Genomic DNA, 23,741 nt, shown 5'->3' with positions numbered 1-23,741 from the left:
CGGCGTGGCACTCTCGGTCCCTCGACGACGCGAGGGGGCGCGATGACGGACGTGACGACCGACGGGGGCGACGGGCGGCCCGCGGGCGGGACGACGGTGGCGCGGCGGGACGTGCCGTGGCTAGCCGAGGGTGTCGCGGTGACCGTCGCGACGATCCTGCTGGCGGTCGTGGCGTTCGGCGCGCTGGCGGCGTCCACCGGGTCCGGCGCCGGCGTGCTGACGGTGCCGCTCGCGCTGCTCGGCCGGGTCGGTCCGAACAGCCTGGTCCTGTCGCTCGTGCTGCTCGTCCCGGTCGCGTGGTGGTCGCGCCGGGAGTCGCCTCGCCGGCGGATCGGCCGGTACGTGCTCGCGGCGCTGGTCCCGCAGGTCCTCGCGCACCTGGTCGAGGCGGTGGTCCGCGCGTCCGGAGGCCGGCCGTGGCACCCGCTGCTCGTCGCCTCGCCCGTGCTGAGCGTGCTGCCGACGCTCGTCGTCGTGCTCGCCGCGGCCGCGCTGGTCGTCGGCTTCGTCGAGCGGTGGCGGGTCGGGGAGCCACGGGACCGCTCGTACGTCGCGCGCGTCGTCGAGGTGCTGGGTCTGGGGCTGGGCGTCGTGCTGGTCGGTGCCCTGTTCTTGCAGTACCTGCAGGTCTACCTCACGTTCTTCGGGGAGGTGCCCGAGCCGACGGCGGCGGACGGCGTCCGCTACCTGGTGACGGCCGGGACGTGCCTCGCGCTCGTGCTGGCCGGCCTGGTCGCTGCCGCGGTCGCGCACCACCGAGGCGTGCTCAACGTGGCGATCGTCGTGCTCGTCGTGGCCGTCGTGGCGGCGGCGGTCTTCGCCGTCCCGGAGGGCCGCTGGACGGACCCGGGTCCTCCTGCCGAGCGGCCCCGACCGGCGTTCGAGCCCTGCTACAGCGGCAGCGGCGAGTGCGAGGGCGGCGGCTGAGCGGCGGGCGCGTGGGTATCAGGGGAGCGCCGGGCGGCCCCTGAGTCGGCAGGCCGGAGATCCCGGCCGACGCCGCACCCCCGGAGCGCTCGCATGAGCAGGATCCTGTTCTCCCTCACGCCGATCACCGGCCACGTCCGTCCGGCGCTGCCGGTCGTGCGCGCGCTCGTCGACGCGGGCCACGACGTCGTCGTCCACACGGGCACGAAGTACGCGCGCGCGGTCGCGGCGACGGGGGCGCGGGTCGCACCGGTCGTGCACGGGCGGGACCTGGACGACGCCGAGCTCGACGCGTGGTCGGTCGCGCACGGCGCCCCGGAGCCCGGCGTGAGGCGGCTGCAGTGGGACGTGCTGCACCACTTCCTCGGCCCGGTGCCGGGCGACCTCGCGGACCTGGAGGCTGTCGTCGCGGGATGGCGTCCGGACGTCGTCGTGACCGACACGACCGGCATCGCGGGCGCGCTGCTCGCCCGGCGCCACGGCATCCCGTCCGTGCAGCTCACCGTCACGCCGCTGCCCGTGTCGAGCCGCGACACCGCGCCTTTCGGCACCGGCCTGCAGCCGCCGCGCACCGGCCTGCAGGCGCTGCGGTACCGCCTGCTCGGCACGTTCATCACGAGAGTCGTGTTCAAGGACGCGCAGCGGGCGGCGCTCGCGCTCGTCGACGACGCGGGCGTCGAGCGCCCCGACGGGTTCTTCCTCAACTGGATGCCGACGTTCGCGACCCGCGTCCTGCACCTGTCCGTGCCGTCGCTGGAGTACCCCCGCAGCGACCTCCCCGGGAACGTCGAGACGGTCGGGGCGGTGCTGCCGCGGGGCGTCGACCTGTTCGAGCCGCCGGCGTGGTGGGGCGACGTCCTCGCCGCCAAGGCCGCCGGGCGGCCCGTCGTGCTCGTCACGCAGGGCACCGTCGCGACCGACCCGGAGCGGTTGCTCTACCCGGCGCTCGAGGCGCTCACGGGCACGCGCGCGCTCGTCGTCCTCACCACCGGCACCGCGGAGCCCGACGAGGTGCTGCCCCGTCACCTGCCGCCGAACGTGCGCGCCGCGCGGTTCGTGCCGTTCGAGCACCTGCTCCCGCTCGTCGACGTCATGGTGACCAACGGCGGGTTCGGCGGCGTGCAGCAGGCGCTCGCGGCCGGCGTCCCGCTCGTCGTCGCCGGTCGCACCGAGGACAAGGCGGAGGTCGCGGCGCGCGTCACGTGGGCCGGGGTGGGGGTCGCGCTGCCGACCGACCCGACGACCGACGTGACGACGTCACGGGCGGTCGCCGACGGCGTGCGGCGCGTGCTCGCCGACGGGTCGTTCGCGGAGCGTGCGCGGGAGCTCGCCGCGGAGTACGCGCGGTACGACGCCGTCGGGCGCGTCGTCGAGGTCGTCGAGGGTCTGGCGGGGGAGCGCGCGACGGCGACGGGGGCGCCGGCGGCGGCCTGAGCACAGCCCGCCGCGGCGGCCCGTGGCGGGCCGGTGACGGCGGGCGGCTTTGGCGGCGGCTCGTCGCGGTGGCGTACCATCGAGGGTCGCGTGCGCGTGCCGTCAGGCAGCGCCGCCCGAACCGTCCGGCGCCGCACTCGCCGGTACCCACCCGAATCAGTTGGAGACCATCGAAGTGAAGAGCGCCGTCGAGACCCTGGAGCCCACCAAGGTCAAGCTGACCGTCGAGGTGACGTACGACGAGCTCAAGCCGAGCATCGAGCACGCGTACAAGCACATCGCCGAGCAGGTCAACGTGCCGGGCTTCCGCAAGGGCAAGGTGCCCCCGCGCATCATCGACCAGCGCGTCGGCCGTCCGGCCGTCATCGAGCACGCCGTCAACGAGGGCCTGTCCGGCTTCTACGCCGAGGCCGTCCGCGAGAACAAGCTGCGCCCGCTCGGTCAGCCCGAGGTCGAGGTCACCAAGGTCCCGGGCCTCGTCGCCGGCGAGGACGAGGGCGAGCTGCACTTCACCGCCGAGGTCGAGGTCCGCCCCGAGATCACGGTCCCGGCGCTCGACGGCCTGACGCTCACGGTCGACGACGTCGAGGTCTCCGACGAGGACGTGCAGGGCCGCCTCGACGCGCTGCGCGAGCGCTTCGGCACGCTGGTCGGCGTCGACCGCCCGGCCGCCGAGGGCGACTTCGTCGTGCTCGACCTCACCGCCACGATCAACGGCGACGAGGTCGACTCGGTCTCCGGCGTGAGCTACCAGATCGGCTCGGGCAACATGCTCGAGGGTCTCGACGAGGCGCTCACCGGCCTGTCGGCGGGCGAGACGACGACGTTCGTCACGTCGCTCGCGGGCGGCGAGCACGCGGGCGAGGAGGCGCAGGTCTCCGTCACCGCGACGAACGTCAAGGAGCGCCAGCTCCCCGACGCGGACGACGACTTCGCGCAGCTCGCCTCCGAGTTCGACACGCTCGACGAGCTCACGGCCGACCTGCGCGAGCAGGCGTCGCGCATCAAGGCGTCGAACCAGGCCGTCCAGGCGCGCGACCTGCTGCTCGAGAAGCTCCTCGAGGGCACCGAGATCCCCGTCCCGCAGGGCGTCGTCGACGCCGAGGTGCACCGTCACCTCGAGGGCGAGGGCCGCCTGGAGGACGACGAGCACCGTGCCGAGGTCGGCGAGCAGGCGACGACCGCGCTGCGCAACCAGATCCTCCTCGACACGCTCGCCGAGCAGCTCGAGATCAAGATCAGCCAGCAGGAGCTGCTCGACTACCTCGTGAGCGCGTCGCGCCAGTACGGCATGGACCCGAACACGTTCATCCAGACCGTCGACCAGCAGGGTCAGATCCCGGCCATGGTCGCCGAGGTCGCGCGCTCGAAGGCCCTCGCGGTCGCGCTGCGCCGCGTGGCGGTCACCGACAACGCCGGCACGGCCGTCGACCTGTCGGAGTTCATCGGCACGGACGAGGAGGACGCCGCGGCCGACGCCGCCGAGCAGGTCGCGACCGGTGCGACGACCGACGCCGCGACCGACATCTCGGGGCTCGCGGACGCGCCCGTCGAGGTCGAGGACGCCAAGGCCTGATCCGCCGTCCGGGCGACCGGACGCACCCGTCGAGGGCCCCGCACCGCAGGTCGGTGCGGGGCCCTCGGCGTCAGGGCTGCGCCGACAGCGAAACCCCCGGCCGGGGGGCCCTGACCGGCGCCTCGTGCGCGTTAGGGTCGCAGCAGCGCACGGCCGGGAGGGGACGTCCCGACGGCCCGGTGCAGCACCACCCGCAGGACAGTGCGTCGAAGGACGCGAACGCCAGACGAAGGAGCCTTCGTGAACGTGCAGGTGCCGGCGATGGCCCGGGCAGACTCCCCGGGTCTCGGCCTCAACGACTCCATCTACAACCGACTGCTCCGCGAGCGCATCATCTGGCTGGGCTCCGAGGTCCGCGACGAGAACGCGAACGCGATCTGCGCGCAGATGATGCTCCTGGCCGCCGAGGACCCCGAGAAGGACATCTGGCTGTACATCAACTCGCCGGGTGGCTCGATCACGGCGGGCATGGCGATCTACGACACCATGCAGTACATCCAGCCCGACGTCGCGACGATCGCGATGGGCATGGCCGCGTCGATGGGGCAGTTCCTGCTCTCGTCGGGCGCGAAGGGCAAGCGCTACGCCACGCCGCACGCGCGCGTCATGATGCACCAGCCCTCGGGCGGCATCGGCGGCACCGCGACGGACGTGCGGATCAACGCGCAGCTGATCCTCCACATGAAGACGGTGCTCGCCGAGCTGACGGCCGAGCAGACCGGCAAGACCGTGGAGCAGATCAACTCCGACGCGGACCGCGACCGCTGGTTCACGGCGCCCGAGGCCCTCGAGTACGGCTTCATCGACCACGTCGTCGAGACGGCCGGGTCCGTCACGGGCGGCGGCGGCACCGCCTGAGCGGCGCCCCGACCCGACGACCCTTCCGCGACCTTCTGAGGAGACCCTCGTGAGCATCGAGTCCCAGTTCATCGCCCGTGCGGGCCGGCTCGCCGGTCCGGGCGGCCAGGCCCCGCAGGGGCCCGTCGGCCGCTACGTGCTGCCGCAGTTCGAGGAGCGCACGGCCTACGGGTTCAAGCGCCAGGACCCCTACACCAAGCTGTTCGAGGACCGGATCATCTTCCTCGGTGTGCAGGTGGACGACGCGTCCGCCGACGACGTCATGGCCCAGCTGCTCGTGCTCGAGAGCACGGACCCGGACCGCGACATCACGCTGTACATCAACTCGCCCGGCGGCTCGTTCACGGCCCTCACGGCGATCTACGACACGATGCAGTACATCAAGCCGCAGCTCGTGACGGTCTGCCTCGGGCAGGCGGCGTCGGCGGCGGCCGTGCTGCTCGCGGCGGGCTCGCCCGGCAAGCGACTCGCGCTGCCGAACGCGCGCGTGCTGATCCACCAGCCCGCGATGGAGGGTGGCGGCTACGCGCAGGCGTCCGACATCGAGATCCACGCCAACGAGCTCATCCGCATGCGCGAGTGGCTCGAGGAGACGATCGCGCACCACACCGGCCGCGACATCGAGCTCGTCCGCAAGGACATCGAGCGCGACAAGATCCTCACCGCGCAGCAGGCGCTGGAGTACGGGATCGTCGACCAGGTGCTCGCGAGCCGCAAGGGCGCGCACCCCACGGTGGTGCAGCCGACGACGACCTGACGCCTCACGGACGCCGCCGCGACCACCCGGTCCGGCGGCGTCCGGGCGCGGGACGCAGGTCCCGACGGTCCGACATTCCGGACGACCGTCCGAGGGACACGCCGCGCGCCACGGCGGGGTTCGGCTGACATCGGGCCCCCGGTGGTGTGCAATGGGAGGACGTCGCACCCGCGGGTGCGACGGGGACGACGCACCGCCCGACGGGCGGAGGGCGGACACGGAGGAAGGGGACACGCGTGGCTCGAATCGGGGACGGAGCCGATCTCCTCAAGTGCTCGTTCTGCGGGAAGTCCCAGAAGCAGGTCAAGAAGCTCATCGCGGGCCCCGGCGTGTACATCTGCGACGAGTGCATCGAGCTGTGCAACGAGATCATCGAGGAAGAGCTCGCCGAGGCCACCGAGGTCGGCATGGTCGAGCTGCCGAAGCCGAAGGAGATCTTCGACTTCCTCGAGCAGTACATCATCGGCCAGGAGTCCGCGAAGCGGGCGCTGTCGGTCTCCGTGTACAACCACTACAAGCGCGTCCAGGCCGGTGAGCTCGGGCGCAGCTCGGACGACCACGTCGAGATCGCCAAGTCGAACATCCTGCTGGTCGGCCCGACGGGCACCGGCAAGACGTACCTCGCGCAGACGCTGGCCCGCATGCTCAACGTGCCGTTCGCGATCGCGGACGCCACGGCGCTGACCGAGGCCGGGTACGTCGGCGAGGACGTCGAGAACATCCTCCTCAAGCTCATCCAGGCCGCCGACTACGACGTCAAGAAGGCCGAGCAGGGGATCATCTACATCGACGAGATCGACAAGATCGCCCGCAAGAGCGAGAACCCGTCGATCACGCGCGACGTCTCCGGCGAGGGCGTGCAGCAGGCGCTGCTGAAGATCATCGAGGGCACGACGGCCTCGGTCCCGCCGCAGGGCGGCCGCAAGCACCCGCACCAGGAGTTCATCCAGATCGACACGACGAACGTCCTGTTCATCGTGGCGGGCGCGTTCTCCGGCCTGGACGACATCATCGCCGCGCGCGCCCGCAAGCGTGTCGTCGGCTTCGGCGCCCCGCTGCTCGAGTCGCACGACGAGGGCGACCTGTTCGCCGAGGTCCGTCCCGAGGACCTGCAGAAGTACGGGCTGATCCCCGAGTTCATCGGGCGTCTCCCGGTCGTCGCGGCCGTCTCGCGGCTCGACCAGAGCGCGCTCGTGCGAATCCTGTCCGAGCCGCGCAACGCGCTCGTCAAGCAGTACCAGCGGATGTTCGAGATCGACGGCGTCGAGCTCGAGTTCGAGGACGACGCGGTCGCCGCGATCGCCGACCAGGCGCTCATGCGCGGCACCGGTGCGCGCGGCCTGCGGGCCATCATGGAGGAGGTCCTCCAGCAGGTGATGTTCGAGGTGCCGAGCCGCGACGACGTCGCCCGGGTCGTCATCACGCAGGACGTCGTGCTGGAGAACGTCAACCCGACGCTCGTGCCGCGCGAGGAGCCGCGCGACAAGCGGACGCCCCGCGAGAAGAGCGCCTGAGCACCGACCCGACACGGTCCACCCGAGCCCCCGGCGGTCGTCCCGCCGGGGGCTCGGTCGTGCACGGGCGCACGACGGGCCCGGGGCGGTGGCCTGTCAGCGGCGCGTCGGGCGGCGGCTCACGGCCTTGACCACCTCGACGAGGACGAGCACGACGACCGCGATCGCCGCCGTCAGGGCCCAGTCGCGCGGCCGGATCGGCGCCGAGTCGAACCAGTCGTGCATGAACGGCGCGTAGACGAACACGACCTGCAGTGCGAGCAGCGCGCCGACCGCGATCCACACGACGCGGTTCCCGACGAGCACGCGCGGCGTGAGGCTCGACGCGTGCAGGAACCGGCACGAGAAGAGGAACGCGACCTGCCCGAGCGCGAGCATCGTGACCGCGCTGGTCTGCGCGACGCCGTCGTCCGCGCCGAGGTTCTTCTCCAGCAGGTACACGGCGAGGGTCGCGCCGCCGATGAGCAGCGACGCGCACACCACGAGGACGAGCGAGCGTCCCGACAGGACGGACTCCGCCGGTGAGCGCGGCGGGCGGTCCATGATCCCGGCCTCGGCGGGCTCGTACGCGAGCGCGAGCGACAGCGTGACCGCGGTGACGAGGTTGACCCAGAGGATCTGCACCGGCGTCAGGGGCAGCGCCAGGCCGAACAGGACGGCGACGAGGATGACGAGCGACTGCGCGCCGTTGGTCGGCAGCAGGAAGACGACGGACTTGCGGATGTTGTCGTAGATCCGCCGCCCCTCCTCGACGGCCCGCTCGATCGTGGCGAAATTGTCGTCGGCGAGGACGATCTCGGCCGCCTCCTTGGTGGCCTCGGTGCCCTTGATGCCCATCGCGATGCCGACGTCGGCGCGGGTCAGCGCGGGCGCGTCGTTGACGCCGTCGCCGGTCATCGCGACGACCTCGCGGTGCGACTGCAGCGCGCGCACGATGCGGATCTTGTGCTCGGGGCTCGTGCGCGCGTAGACGTCGACGTCGCGGACGTGCACGCGCAGCTCCTCCTGGCTCATCGCCTCGAGCTCGGCGCCCGTCAGCGCCTGGACGTCCTCGCCGGGCCGCACGATGCCCAGCTCGCGGGCGATCGCGACGGCGGTGCCCGCGTGGTCGCCCGTGATCATCTTGACGCCGATGCCGGCGCGGTGGCACTCGGCGATCGCCGCGACGGCCTCGGGCCGCGGCGGGTCGACGATGCCGACGACGCCGAGCAGGACGAGGTCGTGCAGGTCGTCGAGCTCCAGCGCCGACGCCCCGGGGTCGGCGGGACGGACCGCCGCGGCCAGCACGCGCAGACCCTGCGCGCCGAGCGCGTCGACGGTCGCCTCCCACCGGGCGACGTCGAGTGGCTCGGGCCGGCCGTCGGGTCCGCGCTGCGCGGTCGACCGGTCGAGCAGCCGGTCAGGAGCGCCGAGGACGTGCACCCGGAGCAGGTCGTCGCCCGGTCCGTCGCCCGGTAGACGGTCGAGCGTCGCGGAGAGCTTGTTCGCCGACTCGAACGGCACCTCGGCGACGCGCGTCGCACCGCCGACCTCCGCACCGGTCTTGAGCGCGAGCGTCGTCAGCGCCCCCTCGGTGGGCTGACCGACGACGCGCCAGTGCCCGGCGTCGTCCGCCACGACCCGCGCGTCGTTGCACAGCGCCGCGGCCTCGACGAGCGCGCGCAGGTCGGGGTGGTCGGCCAGCGCCGCGGCGGCGCCGTCGCGGGTGACACGCCCCGTCGGCTCGTACCCGAGGCCCTCGACGTCGTAGGCGTGCTGTGCGGTCACTACCGTGCGGGCCGTCATCTCGTTCTTCGTCAGCGTGCCGGTCTTGTCCGAGCAGATCGTCGTCACCGACCCCAGGACCTCGACCGCGGGCAGCTTGCGCGTGATCGCGTTGCGGCGGGCCATCTGCTGCACGCCGAGGGCGAGCGTGATCGTCACGAGCGCCGGCAGACCCTCCGGCACGGCGGCGACGGCGAAGCCGATGGCGGCCGAGATGAGCTCCGGCGGGTCCCAATCGTGGATGACGCGGCCGATCACGAGCATGAGCGCGGCCATCACGAGGATGCCGCGCGACAGCAGCGTCCCGAGCCGGTTGAGCTGCTGCTTGAGCGGCGTGTCCAGGTGGTCGACGTCCGCGACGAGCGCCTGGATGCGGCCGATCTCGGTGCTGCCGCCGGTGGCCGTCACCACGGCCGTCGCGGTGCCCGCGGCGACGATCGTCCCGCTGAACAGCATGCTCGACCGGTCCCCGACGCCCGCGTCCGCGCCGACGGCTGTCACGTCCTTGACCGCCGGGACCGACTCGCCCGTCAGCGCCGACTCGTCGACCTGGAGGTTCGTCTCCTCCAGCAGGCGCGCGTCCGCCGGCACCTTGTCGCCCGACCGCACGCGCACCACGTCACCCGGCACGAGGCTCTCGGCGGTGACCGTCGACCACTGACCGTCGCGCAGCGCGGTCGCCTCGAGCGACAGCATCGTGCGGATCCCGTCGAGGGCGCGCTCCGCCTGGCCCTCCTGGAGGAACCCCACGACGGCGTTCGCGACGGCGACGAACAGGATGACGGTGAAGTCGACCCAGTCGCCGAGGAACGCCTTGAGGACCGCAGCGGCGAGCAGGATGTAGATGAGGACGTCGTCGAAGTGCCCGAGGAACCGCACGACCGGGTGGGCGCGTGCGGGCTCCGGCAGCCGGTTCGGCCCCGTCTCCGCGAGACGTCGTGCGGCGTCGGACGCGGTCAGACCCCGCGCGTCGGTGCCGAGCGAGGCGAGCACCTCGCCCGGCTCCTGGGCGTACGGTCGCTGGTCGGGCACGGTGGGCGCCAGGCTCATGTCCTCACCTCAGGCGTGGTGGCCGGTGCTTCGCATCGTGGCACGAACCTCCGCCCGGGCGCAGGTCAGCGCCGCCGGATCACGAGCCCGACCCCGCCGTCACGTCGTACGCCACGTGCGCCATGTGCGGCTCCACACCGAGGAACCCGAGCCGGACCAGGTCGTCCGCGAACGCCCGCAGCCGCTCGACGCCGGCGTCGTCCAGCGGAGCGACGTCCGGCACGTCGAAGGTGCCGATCACCTTGATCGCGTCCCCGGGTGCCCCGGCGCGCGAGTACAGGTCGGTCACGGCGGACGGCTTCTCGTGCACCGCGGCCGCCTGCGCGACCAGGCCGTCGTACAGGGCCCGGACGACCTCCGGGTGCTCGTGCGCGAAGGCGCGCGAGACGACGTGCACCGTCGCGTCGTTCGACCCGACCTGGTCGCCGCGCGCCACGACGACCGCGCCGGGCAGGCTCTGCGCGGTCGCGAAGTACTGGTCCTCCGTCGCCCACGCGTCGACCGTGCCGGCGACGAACTCGGCCGTCGCGTCCGACTCGCTCAGGTAGACCCGCTGCACGTCGTCGCTCGTCAGACCGACGGTCGCGAGCGCCTTCGCGAGCACGTAGTCGCCGACGCCCCCGGGCGTCGGCCCGACCGCGACCGTCAGGCCGCGCAGGTCCGCCACGCCGGAGACCGGGACGTTCGCGCCGACGACCACGCCTTGGTCGTCACCCGACGTCGTCTCCAGCGCGAACGCGACGACGTCACGGTCCTCGGCCGCCCACGACAGCAGCTGCGACGCGTCGGTCGTCGTCACGTCGGCCCGGTCGGTCAGCAGCGCGTCGTAGGCGACGGTCGGGACGGTGTACGGGCCGAACCACTCCGCCGCCAGGCCTGCCTCGTCGAGCGCGTCGTCGACGAGCCCGGACGTGCGGCCGAGCGTGAGGTGGTTCGCGCTCGACACGTCGGCGACGCGGACGGCCGCTGAGGTGTCGGCCGCGGAGCCCGCGGCGCCGGCCGCTGCGCCGTCGTCGGCGGCGCACGCGGCCAGCAGGGTGGCGGCGGCGAGGGCGGTGGCGGCGAGGACGGGTCGACGTCGGCTCACGACGTGCTCCTTCGTGCGGTGGGCCGGACGGGCCGGCGGCGGGGCCGCGCGCAGGAGCGCCACGGCGGCGGGCGACGGGTCGACCGCGCCGGGCGGGGGAGTGCCGTGCCGGCTGTGACGTCCGTGACGTCGCCCGCGACGGGTCGGCGGGGCGTCGCCGGAGCGGCGCGCCCAGCGCCCGCTCCGACCACTGCTCCGCGCACCACGAGCACCGCTCGCGCGCGCGGCATCGCCGCCCCACCCATCGCATCCCCCTGCACCGGTCGGTCGCGCGACGGTAGCGGCGAAACGGACGAAAGCCGCAAGTCGTCCCAGGTGCTGGTCACCGCGGACCGCCCGGCGCCGACCGGGACCGTGCGCCTAGGATCGCGACCGTGAGCGACCTGCCGGCACCGATCCCGACCGAGCTGGCGCGGCTGCGCCACAGCATCGACAACATCGACGCGGCGCTCGTCTACCTGCTCGCCGAGCGGTTCAAGGCGACGCAGCAGGTCGGGGTGCTCAAGGCCGAGCGCGGGCTGCCGCCGTCGGACCCGGGCCGCGAGGAGCAGCAGGTCGCCCGCCTGCGGGACCTCGCGCACCAGGCCGACCTCGACCCGGTGTTCGCCGAGAAGTTCCTCGCGTTCATCGTCGAGGAGGTCATCCGCCACCACGAGGCGATCGCCCAGGACCACGCCGCCGAGCGCGCGCAGCAGGCCTGACGCGCGCCGCCCGCGGGTCGTCCGGGGTGGCGCTGCGCGCGCATCCGGACGAGGGTAGGAACGTCAGCCCCGGCACGACGCGCGGGTCCGCTGCGCCCGCGGTCGCCGGGGACCGCCGACCCACTCACGAGGTGCTGCATGGACCTGCACTGGCTGAAGCCCCTCCTCGGGCGCCCGGAGCCGTTCACGACCGTCTACCTGGACGTGACGCGCGCCGACGTCGCGGGGGAGGCCGAGGCGGCCGACCGCTGGAAGGCCGTCCGCCGGACGCTCGAGCGCGAGGGTGCTCCCGCGGCCGTGCTGGACGAGATCGGCGAGCGGTTCGCCGTGCCGACCGGCGTGAAGGGCCCGCACGGGCGTGTCATCGTCGCCGACGCGGAGGGCGTGCGCGTCGACCGCGTGCTCTCCGAGCCTCCGGCTCAGGCCAGCGCCGTGTTCGGCCCGGCCCCCGCCCTGCTCCCCGCCGTCCGGGCGGCCGAAGAGGTCGTGCATCACGTGCTCGTCGAGGTCGACCGCAACGGCGCGGACCTCACCTGGCACACCGGCGAGAGCGCCCGCACCGGTGACGCCGACGAGGTCGAGCACGTCGAGGGCGGGCACGACGACGTGCACAAGGTGAAGGACGGTGCGCTGTCGCGACGGACGCAGACGCGTGCCGAGGACTCCTGGGAGCGCAACGCGGAGGCGGTCGCGGCGGTGCTCGCGCGGCGCGTGGCGGAGCGGTCGCCCGACCTCGTCGTCCTCACGGGCGACGTGCGCGCCGTGGCGCTCGTGCGGGACGAGGTGGACCAGCACGTGCGGTCGGTGCTCGTCGAGGTGCCCGGCGGGGCGCGCGGTGAGGGCGTGAAGCGCGACGCCTTCGCGGCGAAGGTCGCGGACGCGCTCGACTCGTTCCGCAACCGGCGTCGCGAGGCCGTGCTGTCGCGGTTCCGCGAGGGACAGGGTCGGGGCGGCGGGGCCGTGACCGCGCTGGTCGACGTCATCGAGGTGCTGCGTCGTGGGCAGGTGGACGAGCTCGTCCTGCACGAGTCGACGCTGTCCGGCGGGCTCGCCGACAAGGAGCTGTGGGTCGGCCCCGAGCCGCTGCAGCTCGGCACGAGCAGCGGCGACCTCGACGCGCTCGGGGTGGCCGCGGACGCACGTCGCAAGCTCCCCGCCGGCGTCGCGCTCCTGCGGGCCGCGCTCGGTCAGGACGCGGGCGTCACGTTCGCGGAGGACGGCAGCGCGGAGCTCGTCGACGGGATCGGTGCGGTGCTCCGGTGGTCGGACGGGTCGACGCCGAGCGAGTCCGTGCCCACGCAGTCGGCGGACCAGCGCAGGCTCCGCAACGTGGTCTGACGACGCGACGCCGTCGCGTCGCGGCGGTCGAGGCTCTCAGGCGCCGTGCTCGCGCGTGTCGACGTACAGCGCGTCGATGTCCGCGGCGAAGTCCTTGAGCACGAGCGCGCGCTTCACCTTGAGCGACGGCGTCAGGTAGCCGTTCGCCTCGGTCAGGTCCGTCGGCAGGACGCGGATCTTGCGGATCGACTCCGCGCGCGACACGGCCTCGTTGGCGCGCTCGACGGCCCGGTCCAGCGCCTCGAGCACGCGGGGGTCCGAGCCGGCGGTGACGGTGTCCATGGGCGGCAGGCCGTGGTTCGAGAGCCAGCCCGGCAGCATCTCGGGGTCGAGCGTCACGAGCGCGCCGATGAACGGGCGCTGGTCGCCGACGACGACGACCTGGCTGACGATCGGGTGGCCGCGCAGCCGGTCCTCGAGGACGGCGGGGGCGACGTTCTTGCCGCCCGCGGTCACGATGATCTCCTTGGTGCGGCCCGTGATGCGCAGGTAGCCGTCGTCGTCGAGCGTGCCCAGGTCACCGGTGCGGAACCAGCCGTCGACCAGCGCCTCCGCGGTGGCATCGGCGTTGTGCCGATAGCCGCGGAATACGTGCGGGCCGGAGATCCAGATGCCGCCCTCGTCGTCGACGCGCACCGACGTGCCGGGGAACGCGGGCCCGACCGAGCCGACCTTCGTCAGTCCCGGGCGGTTCACGGTGGTCGGCGCGGTCGTCTCCGTCAGCCCGTAGCCCTCGAGCACGCGCACGCCGATCCCGCGGTAGAAGTGCCCGAGCCGCTCGCCGAGGGGCGCGCCCCCGGAGATCGCCCACTCCGCCCTGCCGCCGAGCGCGGCGCGCAGCTTGGTGTGCACCAGGGAGCCCGCGAGGCGGTGCTGGGCCTTCAGGGCCGCGGACGGCCCGGCCGGGGTGTCGAGCGCGCGCGAGTACGTGATCGCGACCTTCGCGGCCCAGCGGAACAGGCGGAGCTTCGTGCCGCCGCCGGCCTTCTGCTCCGCCGAGTTGTAGACCTTCTCGAACACGCGGGGCACGGCCAGCACGAACGTCGGCTGGAACGCGGCGAGGTCGGGCAGCAGGTTGCGCGTGTCGGGCGTGTGGCCGAGCACCGCGCCCGACGGGATGCACAGCACCTCGATGTACCGCGCGAAGACGTGCGCGAGCGGCATGAACAGCAGCGTGCGGGAGTGCGGCTGCGCGCAGACCTCGGCGAGCCCCGATGCGCCGTTGAGCGTGTGGGCGACGAAGTTGCCGTGCGTCAGCTCGACGCCCTTGGGGCGGCCGGTCGTGCCCGACGTGTAGATGACCGTGGCGAGGTCGTCCGCACCGGCCAGCGTGGAGCGGCGCTCGATCTCCGCGTCCGGCACGTCGGCGCCCTCGGCGACGAGCCCGTCGACCGCGCCCTCGTCGATGACGAGCACGTGCGCGAGCCCCGGCAGGTCGTCGCGGACCTGCCCCACGACGCTCGCGTGCGCCGCGGTCTCGACGAGCGCGATGCGCGCGCCGGTGTCGGCGGCGATCCACCGCACCTGCTCGGGTGACGACGTCTCGTAGACGGGGACGCCGACGCCGCCCGCGGCCCAGATCGCGAAGTCGAGCAGCGTCCACTCGTAGCGGGTCCGTGACATGAGCGCGACGCGGTCGCCGGGCTCGAGCCCGCGCGCGACGAGACCCTTGGCGACGGCCCGCACCTCGGCCGCGAACGCCCGGACCGTCACGGGCGCCCATGTGCCGCCCAGGCCCGTGGACCGCTCGATGAGCACGCCGTCCGGGTCCCGGGCGAGCCGCTGCGCGAGCAGGCCCGGGATGTTGGCGCGCGGGTCGAGGTCGACCGGGCTGGGGGAGGAGAACTCGCGCACGTCGGCGCTCCTGTCGGTGGTCGCTGGTCGCGGTGGTGGTCGAGCGGGTCAGACCTGCGCGGCCTTGGGCTGGGGGTCGGCGAGCACGGCGTCGCGCGCGACGACCTGCTCACCGTCCTGCTCGACGACGTCGAGCGCGCCGACCGCACGGCCCGCGGCCCGCACGTCGTCCAACGCGACGTCGACGCCGGCGCGGAGCGCCGCCGGGACCGCGAGCGTGACCGCGGTGATCTCGGTGCGCATCGACACCTTGGCCTCGGACTTCACCTTGCGCAGCGCGGCGAGCGCGGCGCCGGCGGCGGCGACCACGCCCGGGTCGGCGTCGCCCGCGGCCGAGCGCAGCGGCGCGGCGTCCGGCCACGGCGCGCGGTGCACGGAGCCCTCGCGCCACCACGACCAGACCTCCTCGGTCGCGAACGGCAGGACCGGTGCGAACAGGCGCAGCATCGTGTCGAGCGCGATGCCGAGCGCCGCCCGGGCGGACGCGGTCTCGGCCGACACCTGCTCGGCGCCCGCGCCGTACGCGCGGTCCTTCACGAGCTCGAGGTAGTCGTCGCAGAACGTCCAGAAGAACGTCTCCGAGAGCTCCAGCGCGCGCGTGTGGTCGTACGACTCGAGCGCCTCCGTCGCCTTCTCGACGACGTCCGCCAGGCCGGCCAGCATCGCGCGGTCGAGCGTCACGGTCACCAGCGCCGGGTCGAGCTCCGCGGTGCCGAACGACAGCGCGAACTTCGACGCGTTGAGGATCTTGATGGCGAGCCGGCGCCCGATCTTCATCTGGCCCACCTCGAACGCCGCGTCGGTGCCGAGCCGCGCGGACGCCGCCCAGTACCGGACGGCGTCGGAGCCGTGCTCCTCCAGCAGGCCCATGGGCGTCACGACGTTGCCCTTGGACTTCGACATCTTCTTGCGGTCGGGGTCCAGGATCCAGCCGCTGATCGCCGCGTCCGTCCACGGCAGCGTGCCGTGCTCCAGGTGCGAGCGGACCACCGTCGAGAACAGCCAGGTCCGGATGATGTCCTGGCCCTGCGGGCGCAGGTCCATCGGGAAGACGCGCGCGAACAGGTCGGGGTCGGTGCGCCAGCCGCCGACGATCTGCGGGGTCAGCGAGCTCGTGGCCCAGGTGTCCATCACGTCCGGGTCGCCGACGAAGCCGCCCGGCACGCCGCGCTGGTCGGCCGTGTAGCCCGCGGGCACGTCGGACGACGGGTCGATCGGGAGCTGGTCCTCGGACGGCAGCAGCGGCGCGTCGTAGTCGGGATCGCCGTTCTCGTCGAGCCGGTACCAGACCGGGAACGGGACGCCGAAGAACCGCTGCCGCGAGATGAGCCAGTCGCCGTTGAGGCCGCCGACCCAGTTCTCGTAGCGCACGCGCATGAAGTCCGGGTGGAAGTCGAGCTCGGCACCGCGCGCGAGGAGGCCCTCGCGCAGGTCGGCGTCGCGGCCGCCGTTGCGGATGTACCACTGGCGGCTCGTGACGATCTCGAGGGGCTTGTCGCCCTTCTCGTAGAAGTTCGCCTTGCGCTGCGTCGCCTGCGGCTCGCCGTCGAGGTCGCCCGACGCGCGCAGCCCGTTGACGACGGCCTCCCGCGCGGAGAACGTCGTCTTGCCCGCGAGCTCGTCGAACGCGGCGCGGCCCTCGGCGGTCGTCAGCCACTCCGGTGTCTCCCGGACGATCCGGCCGTCGCGGCCCACGACGGAGCGCGTGGGGAGCTGGAGCTCGCGCCACCACTGCACGTCGGTCAGGTCGCCGAACGTGCAGCACATCGCGATGCCCGCGCCCTTGTCGGGCTCGGCGGCGGGGTGCGCGAGGACGGGCAGCTCGACGCCGAAGAGCGGCGACGTCACCGTCGTGCCGAACAGGTGCTGGTAGCGCTCGTCGTCGGGGTGCGCGATGAGCGCGACGCACGCGGGCAGCAGCTCCGGGCGCGTGGTCTCGATGTAGACGGGCTCGGCGGCGTCAGCCGCACCAGCACGGTGGAAGGCCACGCGGTGGAACGCGCCCGGGTAGTCGCGGGCCTCGAGCTCGGCCTGCGCGACCGCCGTCTGGAACGTCACGTCCCACAGGCCCGGGGCCTCGGCCTGGTACGCCTCGCCGCGCGCGAGGTTGCGCAGGAACGCCTGCTGCGCGACCGCGCGGGCCTCCGCGGACACCGTCTGGTAGGTCATCGACCAGTCGACCGAGAGGCCCAGGTGACGCCAGAGCGCCTCGAACTGGCGCTCGTCGTCGGCCGTCAGGCGCTCGCACAGCTCGACGAAGTTGCGGCGGCTCACGGGCACCTGGTCCGCGGGCTTGACGGGCTTGCCGTCGGTCCCCTCGTGCGGCGGCACGAAGCCCTCGACGTAGGGGAGCGACGGGTCGCAGCGCACGCCGAAGTAGTTCTGCACGCGGCGCTCGGTCGGCAGGCCGTTGTCGTCCCAGCCCATCGGGTAGAACACCTCGCGCCCGCGCATGCGGCGGAAGCGCGCGACGACGTCGGTGTGCGTGTACGAGAACACGTGGCCCACGTGCAGCGAGCCGGAGACCGTCGGGGGCGGGGTGTCGATCGAGTAGATCTCCTCGCGCGTCCGCGAGCGGTCGAACGCGTAGAGGCCCTGGGCCGTCCACGCGGCGTCCCAGCGGTCCTCCAGCCCGTCGAGCGAGACCTTGTCCGGTACCGCCCGCGTGCCCGTGGTGCCAGGGGTCGTCGAGGGGGCGGTCGGGTTCAGGTCGCTCATGGGCACACATCCTCCCAGATCCGCGACCGCGTCCCGTGCGGGTTTCCACAGCCCGGCCCGCCTGTGCGCGGGGGAACACGCGCGACACATGGCGGGGTTAGTGTCGCCGGAGGGCCACCCGCACGAGGCGGGCCGCCCGGCACGACGAGGGAGAGCGACGCGGGTGAGCGGTGTGACGGCGAACGGTCTGACGGTCGGCTACGCGGCGATGCTGGAGCAGTTCCACCCCACGGAGGCGGTGGCGCTCTCGGCGTACGCGGAGGAGCACGGCTTCTCCGGGGTGATGGCGGCCGACCACTTCCAGCCGTGGGTGCCCGCGCAGGGGCAGTCCTCGTTCGTGTGGAACGTGCTGACGGCGGTCGGCGAGCGCACGCGCGGCGACTTCGGGCCCGGCGTGACGGCGCCGACGTTCCGGTGGCACCCGGCGATGGTCGCGCAGGCGTCGGCGACGCTCGCGGCGATGTACCCGGGCCGGCACTGGCTGGGTCTCGGGTCCGGCGAGGCGCTCAACGAGCACATCATCGCCGAGTACTGGCCCGAGGCGCCTGAGCGGATCAACCGTATGTTCGAGGCCATCGACATCATCAAGAAGCTCTTCACCGCGTCGCTCGCGGGCCGCGACGTCAAGCACGCGGGGCAGTTCTACAAGCTCGAGTCGACGCGCCTGTGGACCATGCCGGAGGAGGCGCCCGAGATCCTCGTCGCCACGGCCGGTCCCGTCACCGCCAAGCGCGCCGGCAAGCACGCCGACGGCCTCATCACCGTCGGTGCGCCGCTGGAGAAGATCAGCGGCCTGTTCGGCAAGTTCGAGGAGGGTGCGCGGGAGGCCGGGCGGGACGCCGACGCGATGCCCAAGGTGCTGCAGCTGCACATGTCCTGGGCGCCCACCGACGAGGAGGCCCTGGCCAACGCGATGCGCGAGTGGCCCAACGGCGGCATGAAGTTCCCCAAGGCCGACATCCGGTCGCCGTTCGACTTCGAGCAGATGGCCCGGCTCGTGCGCCCCGAGGACTTCGAGGGCCGCATGGTCATCTCGTCCGACCCCGACGTGCACCGCGCCGAGATCCAGAAGTACGTCGACCTCGGCTTCGACCGGGTCTACCTGCACAACGTGGGCCGCAACCAGCGCGAGTGGATCGAGGTCTTCGGGGCCGACGTGCTGCCGAAGCTGGTGCGCTGATGCCGACGGGGCCGACGGACGAGCTGCGGGTCTGGGCGCCCGACGGGCTCGGCGAGGTGCGGCCGGGCGACGACCTGCCGGCGCTGCTCGTCGACCTGCTGCGTGCGGACGCCGCGGCCCGCCCGGACCGTGCGGTCGCCGACGGGGACGTGCTCGTGCTCACCAGCAAGGTCGTGTCGAAGGCCGAGGGGCGCGTCGTCGCCGCGACCGACCGCGAGCAGGCGATCACCGACGAGACGGTGCGCGTCGTCGCGACGCGCGAGCACGCGGCGGGGGTCACGCGGATCGTCGAGAACCGGCTCGGCCTGGTGATGGCGGCCGCGGGGGTCGACGCGAGCAACACCCCCGAGGGCACGGTGCTGCTGCTGCCGGTCGACCCGGACGCGTCGGCGCGGGCGGTGCGCGCGGCCGTCACGGGCGCGTTCGGGGTGACGGTCGGGGTGGTCGTGTCGGACACCGCCGGGCGGCCGTGGCGGCAGGGCGTCGCGGACCTTGCGATCGGCGCGGCGGGCGTCGCGGTGCTCGAGGACCTGCGCGGTCAGGTCGACTCGTTCGGACGGTCCTTGACCATGACCGTGACGGCGGTCGCCGACGAGATCGCCGCGGCGGCGGAGCTCGTCAAGGGCAAGGCGAGCGGCCGGCCGCTCGCCGTCGTGCGGGGGCTCGCGCACTCCGTGACGACCGACGACGGGCCCGGTGCACGGGTGCTCGTGCGCGTGGGTGACGACGACATGTTCCGGCTCGGCAGCGCCGAGGCGTACGCGCAGGGCTGGAAGGACGCGCTCGGCGACGACGTCCCGGGCGAGCGTGGCGACGACGACGTCCCGGGCGTCCGTGGCGGTGACGTCCCGGGCGCGCCGGGCGGCAGCGCGCAGTGACACGTCGGGTGACGCCCGAGCACGCCCGCCCGGGACCCCGTCGGGTGGCGCCCTGGGTCGCGGGGATCGCCGTCGTGCTGCTGGCCGGGGGTGGTGTCGCGCTGTGGGCGGCGCTGCGCAGTCCGGTCGAGGGCTCGGGCGACGCGTCGCCGGTCGCGACGGGCACCCGGACGCCGTCGTCGTCGCCGACACCCTCGGCGTCCGCCGACCCGTGGGCCGGGTGGACGCTCGAGGAGCAGGTGGGGCAGGTGTTCATGGTCGGCGTCGACGTGACGTCGCCGGCGCAGGTCAGCACCGACGCCGTCGTCGACGACCATGTCGGCAACCTGTTCCTGCACGGGCGGACGCGTGACGGTGCCGCACCCGTGCGCGCGCTCGTCGACTCGTTCACCGCGCGCGCGGGACGGGCGCCGCTGCTGGTCGCCACGGACCAGGAGGGCGGCCGGGTCCAGGTCCTGCAGGGTCCGGGATTCTCGGCGATCCCGTCGGCGCTCGACCAGGCGTCGACCGACCCGGCGAACCTCCGCGTGCAGGCCGCGACGTGGGGTGCCGAGCTCGCCGCGGTCGGGGTCGACCTCGACCTCGCGCCCGTCATGGACCTCGTCGACGGCGACCCCGCGGACAACCCACCGGTCGGTGCGCTGGACCGTGCGTACGGCTTCACGCCGCAGAGCGTCACGAGCCACGCCGAGGCGTTCTCCGCGGGGATGCGCGACGCGGGTGTCGAGACGGCGATCAAGCACTTCCCGGGGCTCGGGCGCGTCGACGCCAACCCCGACACGACCGCCGACGTGACCGACACCGTGACGACGCGCGACGACGCCGCGGTCGGGGTGTTCCGCGACGGCATCGAGGCCGGTGCGCGGTACGTCATGGTCTCGACCGCGGTCTACGAGCGGATCGACCCCGACGTGCCGGCCGCGTTCTCGTCGACCGTCGTCACCGACCTGCTGCGTGGTGACCTGGGCTTCGACGGGGTCGTCGTCACGGACGACCTGTCGGGTGCGGAGCAGGTGGCGGACGTCGAGCCCGGGGAGCGTGCCGTCCGCGCGATCGAGGCGGGCGTCGACCTCGTCCTGGTGTCGAAGGTGCCGGACGTCGCGCACGAGATGGTGGAGGCGGTCGTCGAGCGGGCGCGTGACGACGACGTGTTCGCCGCGCAGGTGCGGGCGTCCGCGGAGCGGGTGCTGCGGGCCAAGGGGGCGTGGCCGCCGGCGTCGTGAGCCGCGTGCACGTCAGGCGGTCGGGGACGCCTGACCGGCGGCGACGTGCGCGGACTGGGCGGTGGCGCCCGCCTCGCCCGCCGGGATCGGCTCGGCGACCACGGCCGTGCCGTAGACGCAGACCTCGCTGAACTGCCCGACCGAGCCGGTGTCGAACCGCATCGCGACGATCGCGTTCGCGCCACGCTGCGCGGCCTCGTCGACCATGCGGCGCATCACCTCGTGCCGGCTCTCGTACATGATCTTGGTGTACTCGGGGATCTCGCCGCCGCCGATCGAGCGCAGGCTCGCGGTGAAGCTGCCGCCGATGTTCGTCGAGCGGACCGTCAGGCCCATGACCTCGCCGAGGACGGCCTGCACGCGGTAGCCGGGGATCTCGTTCGTCGTCACCACGATCACGCGCGCATCGTGCCACGCGAGCGCCGCGGTGCGGCAGGACCACGGCCCGGATTCATCCCCTGTCCGCGGCGCTGACCCGGTGGTACGTTCGCTCGCAACGCGTTGTTGCAAGTTGCAGCAAGAGTTTGCTGCCGTTCCGCGACCCGGAACCGGTCCGACGCCACGCCCACCCGGCGAGCAGCGCAGCTCGACGTCCGGACCGCCCGCCCACGCCACGACCGCGCACGACGACGTGCGCCGAGCCCGATCGGAGCCCCTCCGTGACCGCCACCCCCCGCACGCCCGCGCGTGCCGTCCGACCACGCCTGCGCCGCACCGTCGCCGCCCTCGCCGCGCTCCTCGTCGCGGGTGCCGGCATGGCCGTCGCCGCCGGACCCACCGGCGCGGCACCGCCCGTCCCGCAGCCCGTCGTCCCGTCCGCGAACGGGCGCGGCGACGTCATCCTCAACCTCTTCCAGTGGACCTGGGACGCCGTCGCGCGCGAGTGCACCTCGACGATCGGGCCTGCCGGGTTCGGGTACGTGCAGGTGTCGCCGCCGCAGGAGCACGTCACCGGCGCGCAGTGGTGGACGTCGTACCAGCCCGTCAGCTACCGCATCGAGTCGAAGCTCGGCACACGTGACGAGTTCCGCGCGATGGTCGCGACCTGCCGCGCGGCGGGCGTGGGCGTCGTCGCCGACGCCGTGCTCAACCACACGACCGGGGCGGACCGGGCGAGCGGCACGGGCGTCGCCGGGTCGTCGTTCGGCGTCGACTCGTTCCCCGGGATCTACGGCGCGGCGGACTTCAACGACTGCCGGTCGAACATCTCGAACTACGGCGACCGCTACCAGGTGCAGAACTGCCGCCTGGTCTCGCTGCAGGACCTGCGCACCGGCTCCGCGTACGTGCGGGACCGGCTCGCGGCCTACCTGAACGACCTGCTCAGCCTCGGCGTCGCGGGCTTCCGCATCGACGCCGCCAAGCACATCCCCGCCGCCGACCTCGCCGCGATCAAGAGCCGGCTCACGAACCCCGACGTCTTCTGGGTGCACGAGGTCATCGGCGCGAGCGGCGAGCCCGTCCAGCCGTCCGAGTACCTCGGCAGCGGCGACTCGCACGAGTTCTTCTACGGCCGACGGCTCAAGGCCGCGTTCGACGGGAACCTCGCGAACCTGCGCACGATCGCCGACGGGCTGCTGCCCTCCGCGTCCGCCGGGACGTTCGTCGACAACCACGACACCGAGCGCAACGGCGAGACGCTCAGCTACAAGCGCGGCGCCGAGTACCGGCTCGCGAACGTGTTCCTCCTCGCGCACCCGTACGGCGCGCCGTCCGTGTACAGCGGCTACACGTGGGACGACAAGGACGCCGGTGCACCCGGCGCGAGCGCCACGAGCGTGCCCGACGCGTCGTGCGCGGACAGCCGCTGGGTCTGCACGCAGCGGTGGACCGAGGTGCAGGGCATGGTCGGCTTCCACAACAGCGTCGGCAGCGCACCGCTCGTGCAGTGGACCGACGACGGCTCGCAGCTGGTCGGGTTCGGCCGCGGCGACCGCGGGTACGTCGCGCTCAACGACCACGACCAGCCGGTCACCCGCACGTTCCAGACGTCGATGCCCGCGGGCACGTACTGCGACGTCGTCGCGTCCGCGACGTGCGCGTCGACCGTCACCGTCTCGTCGTCGGGGACGTTCACCGCGACCGTGCCGGCGCACGGCGCGCTCGCGATCCACGTCGGACGGCCGGGCGGGCAGCCCACCGCGACCACGACCGTCTACTACGCCACGACGCCCGGCTGGTCGGCGTACCGGATCCACTACCGCGTCGGCTCCGGCGCCTGGACCGCGGTGCCCGGGGTCGAGATGACCCCCGCGTGCGGCGGGTGGGTGTCGCGCGAGGTGTCGACGGGCGGCGCCGCCCTGACGGCCGCGTTCACCGACGGCACCGGGACGTGGGACAACAACGGCGGGCGGGACTACACGCTCACCGGTGCGGCCGTCCGGGTCGCGGGTGGCGTGGTCACGCCGGGCAGCCCGTGCGGCACCACCCCGACGCCGACGCCCACACCGACGTCCACGCCGACGTCGTCGACGGCCGCCGTGTCGTTCGGCGTGCAGGCCACGACGGCCTGGGGCCAGAACGTGTTCGTCGTCGGCGACGCGGCCGTGCTCGGCGGCTGGGACCCGGCGCGTGCCGTGCCGCTCTCGTCGGCGGCCTACCCCGTGTGGCGGGCGTCGGTCACGCTGCCTGCCGGCTCGACGGTCCAGTACAAGTACGTCCGCAAGGACGCCGCGGGCGTCGTGACGTGGGAGAGCGGGGCGAACCGCACGGTCACCGTGCCGTCGTCGGGGACGCTCACGCTGAACGACACCTGGCGCTGACGCACGACGCGCGGCCCGCCCTCGCTCGGGCGGGCCGCGCGCTCGCGGGACGGCCCTGCGCGGAGGTCCCGGGCGGACGACGTGCCGAGCGCCGTCAGGCCCACGCGGGCCGGCGCCCGA

17 protein-coding genes are annotated in these 23,741 nt (G+C 73.6%); 12 read left to right on the top strand and 5 right to left on the bottom strand.

Translation table 11 applies throughout. The features are described from left to right. The first annotated feature begins 42 nt into the window (after positions 1–42). From OOT42_RS12850 to clpX, 6 genes are all read left to right on the top strand, one after another. Positions 43–927 carry a DUF6234 family protein gene (locus OOT42_RS12850; RefSeq protein WP_273651595.1) on the top strand — a complete coding sequence of 295 codons (885 nt, stop codon included), beginning with the start codon at positions 43–45 and terminating at the stop codon, positions 925–927. A gap of 93 nt (positions 928–1,020) precedes the next feature. Then, positions 1,021–2,361 (top strand): glycosyltransferase, encoded by a 1,341-nt coding sequence (locus tag OOT42_RS12845; protein WP_273651594.1) that lies wholly within the window; start codon positions 1,021–1,023, stop codon positions 2,359–2,361. A gap of 175 nt (positions 2,362–2,536) precedes the next feature. Then, positions 2,537–3,937 (top strand): trigger factor, encoded by a 1,401-nt coding sequence (gene tig / locus OOT42_RS12840; protein WP_273654838.1) that lies wholly within the window; start codon positions 2,537–2,539, stop codon positions 3,935–3,937. A 240-nt stretch (positions 3,938–4,177) separates the two neighbouring features. After that, complete coding sequence (locus OOT42_RS12835) at positions 4,178–4,795, top strand: ATP-dependent Clp protease proteolytic subunit (protein WP_423775897.1); 618 nt, start codon at positions 4,178–4,180, stop codon at positions 4,793–4,795. Between the two features lie 49 nt (positions 4,796–4,844). Further along, complete coding sequence (locus OOT42_RS12830) at positions 4,845–5,552, top strand: ATP-dependent Clp protease proteolytic subunit (protein ID WP_273651593.1); 708 nt, start codon at positions 4,845–4,847, stop codon at positions 5,550–5,552. Between the two features lie 236 nt (positions 5,553–5,788). Next, positions 5,789–7,066, top strand: coding sequence for an ATP-dependent Clp protease ATP-binding subunit ClpX (clpX, locus tag OOT42_RS12825; protein WP_273651592.1), 1,278 nt, complete (start codon positions 5,789–5,791; stop codon positions 7,064–7,066). A 96-nt stretch (positions 7,067–7,162) separates the two neighbouring features. Here clpX and OOT42_RS12820 read toward each other — a convergent pair whose 3' ends face one another. Next, positions 7,163–9,880 (bottom strand): cation-translocating P-type ATPase, encoded by a 2,718-nt coding sequence (locus OOT42_RS12820; RefSeq protein WP_273651591.1) that lies wholly within the window; start codon positions 9,878–9,880, stop codon positions 7,163–7,165. Between the two features lie 79 nt (positions 9,881–9,959). After that, complete coding sequence (locus tag OOT42_RS12815) at positions 9,960–10,967, bottom strand: ABC transporter substrate-binding protein (protein WP_273651590.1); 1,008 nt, start codon at positions 10,965–10,967, stop codon at positions 9,960–9,962. Positions 10,968–11,341: 374 nt separating this feature from the next. Here OOT42_RS12815 and OOT42_RS12810 point away from each other — a divergent pair, with 374 nt between their 5' ends. Beyond that, the gene (locus OOT42_RS12810; protein ID WP_273651589.1) at positions 11,342–11,668 is read left to right on the top strand and encodes a chorismate mutase; all 327 of its coding nucleotides are present in this window, start codon (positions 11,342–11,344) and stop codon (positions 11,666–11,668) included. Positions 11,669–11,806: 138 nt separating this feature from the next. Beyond that, positions 11,807–13,006, top strand: a complete 1,200-nt coding sequence (locus tag OOT42_RS12805) for a hypothetical protein (RefSeq protein ID WP_273651588.1) — start codon at positions 11,807–11,809, stop codon at positions 13,004–13,006. Positions 13,007–13,042: 36 nt separating this feature from the next. On the opposite strand, the gene OOT42_RS12800 is transcribed toward OOT42_RS12805, so the two are convergent. Together OOT42_RS12800 and valS are read right to left on the bottom strand one after the other, a co-directional pair. Next, positions 13,043–14,860: an AMP-dependent synthetase/ligase gene (locus OOT42_RS12800; protein WP_273651587.1), complete on the bottom strand. Its 1,818-nt coding sequence runs from the start codon at positions 14,858–14,860 to the stop codon at positions 13,043–13,045. A 48-nt stretch (positions 14,861–14,908) separates the two neighbouring features. Continuing rightward, complete coding sequence (gene valS / locus OOT42_RS12795) at positions 14,909–17,578, bottom strand: valine--tRNA ligase (protein ID WP_273651586.1); 2,670 nt, start codon at positions 17,576–17,578, stop codon at positions 14,909–14,911. A gap of 208 nt (positions 17,579–17,786) precedes the next feature. Here valS and OOT42_RS12790 point away from each other — a divergent pair, with 208 nt between their 5' ends. The 3 genes from OOT42_RS12790 to OOT42_RS12780 are packed head-to-tail and all read left to right on the top strand — an operon-like array spanning position 17,787 to position 20,859. After that, positions 17,787–18,758 (top strand): TIGR03557 family F420-dependent LLM class oxidoreductase, encoded by a 972-nt coding sequence (locus OOT42_RS12790; protein WP_423776015.1) that lies wholly within the window; start codon positions 17,787–17,789, stop codon positions 18,756–18,758. Further along, positions 18,758–19,636, top strand: a complete 879-nt coding sequence (locus OOT42_RS12785) for a coenzyme F420-0:L-glutamate ligase (RefSeq protein ID WP_273651584.1) — start codon at positions 18,758–18,760, stop codon at positions 19,634–19,636. Before OOT42_RS12790 ends, OOT42_RS12785 begins: the two co-directional genes overlap by 1 nt. Before the next feature lie 44 nt (positions 19,637–19,680). Then, on the top strand, positions 19,681–20,859 hold the full coding sequence (locus OOT42_RS12780) for a glycoside hydrolase family 3 N-terminal domain-containing protein (RefSeq protein ID WP_273651583.1): 1,179 nt from the start codon (positions 19,681–19,683) through the stop codon (positions 20,857–20,859). A gap of 12 nt (positions 20,860–20,871) precedes the next feature. Here the strand turns inward: OOT42_RS12780 and OOT42_RS12775 are convergent, their stop codons facing one another. After that, positions 20,872–21,258 (bottom strand): YbjQ family protein, encoded by a 387-nt coding sequence (locus OOT42_RS12775; protein WP_273651582.1) that lies wholly within the window; start codon positions 21,256–21,258, stop codon positions 20,872–20,874. Positions 21,259–21,518: 260 nt separating this feature from the next. Here OOT42_RS12775 and OOT42_RS12770 point away from each other — a divergent pair, with 260 nt between their 5' ends. After that, positions 21,519–23,621, top strand: a complete 2,103-nt coding sequence (locus tag OOT42_RS12770; RefSeq protein WP_337251871.1) for a carbohydrate-binding module family 20 domain-containing protein — start codon at positions 21,519–21,521, stop codon at positions 23,619–23,621. Positions 23,622–23,741: the final 120 nt, after the last annotated feature.

Source organism: Cellulomonas fimi (assembly GCF_028583725.1).
Taxonomy (GTDB): Bacteria; Actinomycetota; Actinomycetes; order Actinomycetales; family Cellulomonadaceae; genus Cellulomonas; species Cellulomonas fimi_B.
Note: the sequence above shows the minus strand (reverse complement) of the source record. Positions and strands in the feature narration are given on the sequence as shown.

Excerpts from the sequence above, each read along its gene's own strand:
- OOT42_RS12845 (WP_273651594.1), top strand. The coding sequence starts at position 1,021 with ATGAGCAGGATCCTGTTCTCCCTCACGCCGATCACCGGCCACGTCCGT.
- OOT42_RS12785 (WP_273651584.1), top strand. The coding sequence starts at position 18,758 with ATGCCGACGGGGCCGACGGACGAGCTGCGGGTCTGGGCGCCCGACGGG.
- OOT42_RS12820 (WP_273651591.1), bottom strand. The coding sequence starts at position 9,880 with ATGAGCCTGGCGCCCACCGTGCCCGACCAGCGACCGTACGCCCAGGAG.
- OOT42_RS12790 (WP_423776015.1), top strand. The coding sequence starts at position 17,787 with ATGCTGGAGCAGTTCCACCCCACGGAGGCGGTGGCGCTCTCGGCGTAC.
- OOT42_RS12850 (WP_273651595.1), top strand. The coding sequence starts at position 43 with ATGACGGACGTGACGACCGACGGGGGCGACGGGCGGCCCGCGGGCGGG.
- valS (WP_273651586.1), bottom strand. The coding sequence starts at position 17,578 with ATGAGCGACCTGAACCCGACCGCCCCCTCGACGACCCCTGGCACCACG.
- OOT42_RS12805 (WP_273651588.1), top strand. The coding sequence starts at position 11,807 with ATGGACCTGCACTGGCTGAAGCCCCTCCTCGGGCGCCCGGAGCCGTTC.